Genomic DNA, 7735 nt, shown 5'->3' on the forward strand with positions numbered 1-7735 from the left:
GGCCGCCGAGCGCCGTGCGGCCGAGCGCGGCTGGACGACCGTACGCACGCTCGCGCCCGACGCGATCATCACCATGGAGTACCTGGCGGGACGGCTCAACCTCACCGTCAGGGAGGGCACGGTCGTGCGCTGCTGGAAGGGTTGAGGCGACCACGCGAAAGGGGGCCCCGCTCGCCGAGCGGGGCCCCCTTTCGCGTGGTCGCCGTCCGCGGTCAGCCACCGCCGGCGTCGAGGCGGGCGGCACGCAGCGCGCGCTCCTGGTGGCCCTGGTGCGGGCCCTGGCGGTGCGGCGGCGCGGCCGGCACCGTCTCGCCCTCGGGCTCGGCCTCCGCCTCCTTCCGCTGCGCGAGGGCGCCGGCCGCGTCCTGGGTGGGGACGCCGCCGCCGAGCGGCCGTCTCGTGCCGGCCGGCGTCGGTGCCAGCCCTGACCCGGCGGTCCGGAACCGTGCGCGGAGCGACAGGAGGAAGACCTCGGCCCGGGCGATCGCCGGCTCGCACCAGGGCAGCGCGAGCAGGATCAGGAGGCCGGCGGCCCAGCCGAGGAGGACGTCGCTGAGCCAGTGGGTGCCGAGGTAGACGGTCGTGGCCCCGACCCCGAGCGCCGCCACCGCCGCGGTCACCGACAGCACGCGCCGCGCCCGCGGCGTCGTGGCGAGGTAGGCGAGGATGCCCCAGGTGACGACGGCGTTGGCCGTGTGGCCCGAAGGGAATATATCGCCGCCGGCGAAGAGCTCGGTCGAGCCCACGGTCGTCGCGTAGTGCGGGCCGAGTCGGCCCAGGCCGATCTTGACGGCGCCCACGGTGACGTTGAGCAGCAGGAGCGAGCTCGCGAGGACGAGCAGGGGGCGCAGGGTCCGCTGCCGCCAGGAGCGCCAGCCGAGCCAGGCCATGACGAGGACGGCCGTCGGGCCGCGCTGGCCGAGGACGACGAAGTAGTCGAGCAGCGCGTGGAGTTCCGGCCACTGCCTGTACGGCCGGAAGAGCATCACCTGCCAGTCGAGGCGGACGAGGTCCGTCCCCTTCAGTACGGCGTAGACGATGGCGCCGTACAGCAGCAGCATGCAGCCGAGCAGCACCTTGCGAGTGCGGCTCATGCGCGGCGTCGCCAGGTTGCTCGGTCGCTCAGGCTCCTGCTCAAGCCTGGCGAGGATTCGGTCGGTACGCACCCAATCGACGGTACAACGCGTGAGAGAGGGGAACCGACGCACGACCCGATCTGTGATGACGATGTGATGTGGATGGGCCTCCTCACACTCCTTTCCGTCGCAAATTCCCGCAGGTTATCCGCGCTTTAGGGTCGGCATTTCGGATGCAGGCGGCCGAAGTCCGCGCGCCGCGGCGCCGAATTGTGTTCACCGCCGCTTAACGGTGAATTCCCCCTGGGGTGCGGTGAATGGGGCGACAAGGTGTGGAGGCCGCGTGCAGGTGCACGGCAGGACGCAGGGGGCGTGTGGGCGTCTCCGTGCGCTCGGTCTCGGAGGGAGACGCCCTGCGTCGAACGTCGGAGGACTCGCGTACGCTGACGGCCACTCGCCCCTCCATCGGCCGGTCGGTACGGCTCCGACCGGCTTTCCCCCGGTGTGTACGGCGAGCGCATGAGGAGGTGCGGTACATGGCAGGGACGACCACGACCGGCTCGGGGGAGACGGCGGACGTCCCCGTGCACGAGTCCGGCAGGCGCGTGGACGGAAACTCCGGTCAGCGCGCGGCGACTTCCGCGTCGGGCCCGAACCGCTGGCTGGTGCTGGCGGTCCTCTGCACGAGCCTGCTGCTGGTCGCGCTCGATGCCACCGTGCTCCACGTCGCCGTCCCCGCCGTCTCCGAGGACCTGCGCCCCGGACCGATCGCGCTGCTGTGGATCGTCGACGCGTACCCGCTCGTCTGCGCCTCGCTGCTGATCCTCTTCGGAACGCTCGGGGACCGCGTGGGGCGCCGGCGCGTCCTGCTCATCGGGTACGCGCTCTTCGCGCTCGCGTCGGCGATAGCCGCCTACGCGCCGGGCCCCGCGGTGCTCATCGCCGCTCGGGCGCTCCTCGGCGTCGGCGGGGCCATGATCATGCCGGCGACCCTCTCCATACTTCGCGTCGTCTTTCCCGACCGCAGGGAGCGCGCCTTCGCCGTCGGAATGTGGAGCGCGGTGGCCGCGGTCGGTGCCGCCGTCGGGCCGCTCGTCGGGGGCGTGCTGCTGGAGCACTTCTGGTGGGGTTCCGTCTTCCTCGTCAACATCCCGCTGATGGCGCTGATACTGCCGCTCGGGCGGTGGCTGCTGCCGGAGTCGGTGAGCGAGGACAAGGGGCCGTGGGACGTTCTCGGTGCCGTGCTCGCCGCGGCCGGGCTCTGCGGCGCCATCTTCGGCGTGAAGCGGGCCGGGAGCGGCGAGGCGCTCTCCGTCGCGGCGTTGCTCCCGCTCGTCGTCGGGGTGGTTCTTCTCGTGGCCTTCGTGCGCAGGCAGCGCCGTCGCAGGTACCCCCTCGTCGACTTCCGGACGGTCTCGCGTGCGGCCTTCGGCACCTCCGTCGGCTGCATCGTGCTGACGGTGCTGGCGCTCGTGGGGCTCGCCCTCGTCGCCGCGCAGTACCTCCAACTCGTTCTCGGGCTCTCCCCGTTGGAGACGGGGCTGCGCCTGCTGCCGCTCTCGGTGGCGGCGATCGTCGCCGGCGTCCTCGGCTCCCGGCTGCTGCACCTGCTCGGCCCGCGGCTCATGGTCTCGCTCGGTTTCCTGCTCACGGCGGCCGCGGTGCTCGCGCTCACCGGGGTGGGACAGGACGAGCGCCCCGTACTCCTCGGGTGCGGCTTCGTGCTGCTCGGCTTCGGCCTGGAGACGACGCTCTTCGGCTGCTACGAGTCGATGCTCAGCGAGACGCCGCCGGAGCAGTCGGGCGGTGCGGCCGCGATCGGCGAGACGGCCTACCAGCTCGGCGCCGGCATCGGCATCGCACTCCTCGGCAGCGTCATGAACGCCGCCTACGGGCCGGGGGTACGGGATGTCCCCGGTGTGCCCGCGCAGGCGAGCGACGCCGCCGGGCACTCGCTGGGCGAGGCGCTCAAGGTCGCGGCCCAGCTCGGCGGCAGCGCGGGCGAGTCGCTGCGGGCCGCGGCCCAGGACTCGTTCGTCAGCGGGCTGCATCTGACGCTCTACGTCAGCGCAGCGCTGCTGCTTCTCGGCGCCGTCGCGGCGCTCCGGCTCCCGCGCTCGGCCGAGGGGCAGTCACCCGTGTCCGGCGACGGGGCCGACGGCTCGTCGGGCCGGCAGGGCCGACCGTAGCGTCTGCGCGACGGCGGCCGGTCGCGCACTCTTCCCGTCCGCTCGACGCGGCCTTGGAGTACGGGGACTCCGCCGGCAGTTCGGGCGACCGCTCGCCGGTTTTCCGACCGCAGGTGAAGCGGTCCGACACGGCCGTCGCGCTCCTCGGAACCCCCACGGACGCAGGCATGCTCGGCACATCGGCACAGGGGAGCTTCGGCGAGTTCGGTGGGAGACGAGCGAGGCGGCGCGCACCCGCCCGAACACCAACGGGAGCTTGCCCGACTTGACGCGCCGCACGACCGACCTCGAGTCGGAGTCGACAAGGGGCGCTCACCGGTGTCGACGCCTCGGCCGAGCCGGGCGGCCCGTGCCGGACCGGTCCGTACGCCGGCAGGTCCGTTGCAGGCCGCCGGCGTACGGGCCGTCAGCTCTGGTTGAAGAAGCCGCCCTCGGCACCGCGGTCGGTGCGGTTGACGATCTTGTAGTCGGGCGGGGTGAGCAGGAAGACCCGGGTGGCGACCCGTTCGATCGAGCCGCGCAGGCCGAAGATGAGTCCGGCGCAGAAGTCGACGACGCGCTTGGCGTCGGCCGGCTCCATGGTCGTGAGGTTGACGATGACGGGGATGCCGTCGCGGAACAGTTCCCCGATGCCGCGGGCGTCGCTGAAACCCTCGGGCGTGACGGTGGCGATTCTGGTGCCCTGGTCCTGCGCCGTCTCCGCCGTCACCCTGACCCGGGGGTCGGTGACCCACGACTCGCTCGCGGCGTCTCCCGGCTCCGGCCCCTCGGCGTAGTCGTCGTCGTAGTAGCGCATCTCGCTGTCGTCGACGAGCCCGAGCCAGGCACTCGCCTTGCGCACCGATCCCATGGGCGCCTCCTCTCCTTCGTGCGGTCCCTCCGTGTCCCTCGGCGGTGCCGCCGTGGGTTCCGCAACCCCCATGGTCGTCCATGATGCTGATGGTGCGCCAAGCGGATACCCGTCTCAGATGGGATTCGTGACGGTACTGGTGCACAGGCCCGGCGTGAATCCCCCGCGGGACGGCGCCTCGCCGTCCGGTGTGATCCGGCGTCAGCAGGCGCTGGGACGCGTGGGACGGACGGTGCGGAGGCCGTACTGCGGGGCGGGAAGGGGCTCTTCGAACTCGCGGAGGTGCGCGGGTCCGTAAGGGTCGCGGACGCGGACATCCGAGTGAGGGAGACCTGCCGGAGAACGGGGGTGCTTCCGGACGGCCTCCGGGCGTATCGGAACTTCCCCTCGAAAGCGGTACGTTCACGGGAAAGCAGACTTCACGCAGGTACGACGCCGAGTGCGGACTCCTGTCGGCGGCTTCCGGCCGGGCAGGGGCGATTACGAGACAGGTGTAGTCCTTCCAAGCAGTGGCCACGGTGTTGCCCGCGGTGCACGGCATTCCGTTCGACCGGCCGGGACGTGCACGACTACCGGTGTGTAGAGTTCGCTGCGGTGGGGAGCCCAAGTCGGCTGTTCCTGTTGGGGACTGACGAGATCCGCTACTTGTGTGCCGCCCGGCGTTCTCGTAATACTCTCCGTTCAGAGTTGGCATGGACGCGACTTTCCTCGTGGAAGCCACGTCGTGTCCGTACTTCCTCCTGGGCCGCCTGGCGATCGGGCGAGCCCAACCCCCCACTGGAGGTAAAGAGTTGACACATCGTCGAATATCCAAGCGCCGGATCGCCCTCGTCGGCGCGAGCGTGGCAGCGCTGGCTGCCGGCACGCTCACCATCACCAGCGCCAACGCGTCCGAGGAGGCCCCCTCCTTCAAGAGCCTCTCCGCCACCTCGGCCTCCGAGCTGGCGACGAAGCTGAGCTCCTCGGTGAAGGGTGAAGCAGGCGCCTACTACGACGCGAGCGCCAAGAAGCTCGTGGTGAACGTCGTCGACGACGCCGCCAAGGAGAAGGTCGAGGCGGCCGGCGCCCAGGCGAAGGTCGTGGAGCACAGCCTCGCCAAGCTCGACAAGGTGAAGAACGCCTTCGGCGGCGAGAACCGCACCGCGGGCACCTCGCGGTCCGTCGACCCGAAGACCAACAAGGTCGTCATCACCGCCGACAGCACCGTCAAGGGTGCCGACCTCGCGAAGCTCAAGAAGCAGGTCGCGGCGCAGGGCGACAAGGCCGAGCTGAAGCGCTCCGCCGGCAAGTTCACCACCCGCATCGCCGGCGGCGACGCCATCTGGGGCTCGGGCTCCCGCTGCTCCCTCGGCTTCAACGTGACCGTCGGCGGCGAGCCGGGCTTCCTCACCGCCGGCCACTGCACCGAGGCCGTCTCCAGCTGGTCGGACTCGCAGGGCGGCGGCGAGATCGCCTCGACCGAGGACGGCTCCTTCCCGGGCGACGACTACGGCCTGGCGATGTACACCGCGGACACCGACCACCCGAGCGAGGTCAACCTCTACGACGGCGGCACCCAGGAGATCAGCGGGGCCGGCGAGGCCACCGTCGGCCAGACGGTGACCCGCAGCGGCAGCACCACACAGGTGCACGACGGTGAGGTGCTCGCCGTCGACGCCACCGTCGAGTACCCGGAGGGCAGCGTCTCCGGTCTGATCCACACCGACGTCTGCGCCGAGCCCGGCGACAGCGGCGGTGCGCTCTTCTCCGGCGACGAGGCGCTCGGCCTCACCTCCGGCGGCAGCGGCGACTGCTCCGCCGGCGGCGAGACCTTCTTCCAGCCGGTGCCCGAGGCGCTCGACGCCTTCGGCGCCGAGATCGGCTGACGCACGGCGAAGTCCCCCACGCAGGAACCCCCGGACACCGTCCGGGGGTTCCTCGCTCTGCACTGACCTGCTCGCCGCGGAGCTCCGCAGCTGCTGTCCTACTCGCCGCGGAGCTCCGCAGCGACGAGTTCGGCGATCTGGACCGTGTTGAGGGCCGCGCCCTTGCGCAGGTTGTCGTTGGAGAGGAAGAGCGCGAGGCCGTTCTCCACCGTCTCGTCGTTGCGGATGCGGCCGACGTAGCTGGCGTCCTTCCCGGCGGCCTGGAGCGGGGTCGGGATGTCGGAGAGCTCGACACCCGGGGCGCCGGCGAGGAGTTCGGCGGCGCGCTCGGGACCGAGGGGGCGGGCGAAGCGGGCGTGCACCTGGAGCGAGTGGCCGGTGAAGACCGGGACGCGGACGCAGGTGCCGGAGACCTTCAGCTCGGGGATGTCGAGGATCTTGCGGCTCTCGTTGCGGAGCTTCTGCTCCTCGTCCGTCTCGCCGAGGCCGTCCTCGACGAGCGAGCCCGCGTACGGCAGGACGTTGAAGGCGATGGGGCGCTTGAACTTGTCCGGCTCGGGGAACTCGACCGCGCCGCCGTCGAAGGTGAGGCGGGCCGCGTCGCCCTCGACCGCCTTGCGGGTCTGCCCGTCCAGTTCGGCCACGCCGGCGAGCCCGCTGCCGGAGACCGCCTGGTAGGTCGCGACGACGAGCGAGGCGAGTCCGGCCTCGTCGTGGAGCGGGCGGAGGACCGGCATCGCGGCCATGGTGGTGCAGTTCGGGTTGGCGATGATGCCCTTGGGCCGGCGCCTGGCCGCGTCCGGGTTCACCTCGGAGACGACGAGCGGGACCTCCGGGTCCATCCGCCAGGCCGAGGAGTTGTCGATCACGACGGGACCCTGCCGGGCGACCTTCTCCGCGAGCGCCTTCGAGGTGGCGCCGCCCGCGGAGAAGAGGACGATGTCGAGCCCGGAGTAGTCGGAGGTGGCGGCGTCCTCGACGGTCACCTCGCCGTCTGCCCACGGCAGCTTCCGGCCCGCGGAGCGTGCCGAGGCGAACAGGCGCAGCTCTTCGACCGGGAACCCCCGCTCCGCCAGCACCTCGCGCATCACGCCGCCTACCTGGCCGGTGGCTCCGACGATCCCGATCTTCATGGGGCTCCTCTGTGTCTCTGGGGCAGCGGTCCCGCTGCGCTGGGTGCCTGCGCTCTACGGGCGCGACCGTCCGGCCGCTGTCCCGGCTCCGTCTACCCTGCCTTGCCACCGGCAGCCGGGGCCAGTTCTTTGAGATCGGTCACAGCCTGCGCTTTCCGCGGCGGACGGGCCTTCCGTCGAGCGGCCCGAACGCGGCGAGCCCGTCCTCGGCGCTGTTGCGCGCGCGGAGGTACTCGTCCGCCCACTCCGCAGCGCCCGGCCCCGCACAGCCGCGCGCGACACGTGCGCAGGCGGCGTCGACGTCGTACGGGTGCGGCGGGCAGCGACGGAGTCGCCCGGGCCGAGCAGCGCCCAGTGCGCGCCCGTACGGCATACCGACGCTGCCGGGATTGACGAGCAGCCGACCACCGACGAGCCGTACGAAGGGCATGCGGGTGTGGCCGCAGACGACGGCGGACACCTCCTCTCCCACCCCGACAGAGCTTCGTCCCAGCGTTCCGTGTGCGAGTCGACGAGCACGACCTCGGTGTCGTCGCGCGGGGTGGCGTGGCAGAAGAGGACCCGACCGATTCCGGCCACGGGGAGCTCGAGCCGCATCGGCAGGGCGGCGAGGCGGGCGGGG

General features: G+C 71.9%; 7 protein-coding genes. 3 read left to right on the top strand and 4 right to left on the bottom strand.

Annotation, left to right across the window (positions count from 1 at the left end; genetic code table 11):
- A partial coding sequence (locus UWG_RS32635; RefSeq protein ID WP_016905187.1) for an I78 family peptidase inhibitor occupies positions 1-145 on the top strand: 145 nt, incomplete at its 5' end.
- Between the two features lie 67 nt (positions 146-212).
- Here the strand turns inward: UWG_RS32635 and UWG_RS31355 are convergent.
- Entirely contained in the window at positions 213-1166 is a 954-nt protein-coding gene (locus UWG_RS31355; protein WP_106429891.1) for a phosphatase PAP2 family protein, read from the bottom strand.
- A 446-nt stretch (positions 1167-1612) separates the two neighbouring features.
- On the opposite strand from UWG_RS31355, the gene UWG_RS0100205 reads away from it, so the two are divergent.
- A complete protein-coding gene (locus UWG_RS0100205; protein ID WP_016905189.1) occupies positions 1613-3265 on the top strand; it encodes an MFS transporter in 1653 nt (550 codons plus the stop codon).
- Positions 3266-3671: 406 nt separating this feature from the next.
- On the opposite strand, the gene UWG_RS0100210 is transcribed toward UWG_RS0100205, so the two are convergent.
- A complete protein-coding gene (locus tag UWG_RS0100210) occupies positions 3672-4115 on the bottom strand; it encodes a cell division protein SepF (protein ID WP_016905190.1) in 444 nt (147 codons plus the stop codon).
- A 791-nt stretch (positions 4116-4906) separates the two neighbouring features.
- Here UWG_RS0100210 and UWG_RS0100215 point away from each other — a divergent pair.
- Entirely contained in the window at positions 4907-5980 is a 1074-nt protein-coding gene (locus UWG_RS0100215; protein WP_193386389.1) for a S1 family peptidase, read from the top strand.
- A gap of 98 nt (positions 5981-6078) precedes the next feature.
- On the opposite strand, the gene UWG_RS0100220 is transcribed toward UWG_RS0100215, so the two are convergent.
- A complete protein-coding gene (locus UWG_RS0100220) occupies positions 6079-7113 on the bottom strand; it encodes an aspartate-semialdehyde dehydrogenase (RefSeq protein WP_016905192.1) in 1035 nt (344 codons plus the stop codon).
- Positions 7114-7252: 139 nt separating this feature from the next.
- Positions 7253-7585, bottom strand: coding sequence for a metallophosphatase family protein (locus UWG_RS31360; protein ID WP_050988479.1), 333 nt, complete (start codon positions 7583-7585; stop codon positions 7253-7255).
- Positions 7586-7735 lie beyond the last annotated feature (150 nt).

This window comes from Streptomyces xiaopingdaonensis, from assembly GCF_000262345.1.
GTDB classification, from domain to species: domain Bacteria; phylum Actinomycetota; class Actinomycetes; order Streptomycetales; family Streptomycetaceae; genus Streptomyces; species Streptomyces xiaopingdaonensis.

Coding starts and splice junctions, on each gene's coding strand:
- UWG_RS0100210 (WP_016905190.1), bottom strand. CDS start 4,115: ATGGGATCGGTGCGCAAGGCGAGTGCCTGGCTCGGGCTCGTCGACGAC.
- UWG_RS0100205 (WP_016905189.1), top strand. CDS start 1,613: ATGGCAGGGACGACCACGACCGGCTCGGGGGAGACGGCGGACGTCCCC.
- UWG_RS0100220 (WP_016905192.1), bottom strand. CDS start 7,113: ATGAAGATCGGGATCGTCGGAGCCACCGGCCAGGTAGGCGGCGTGATG.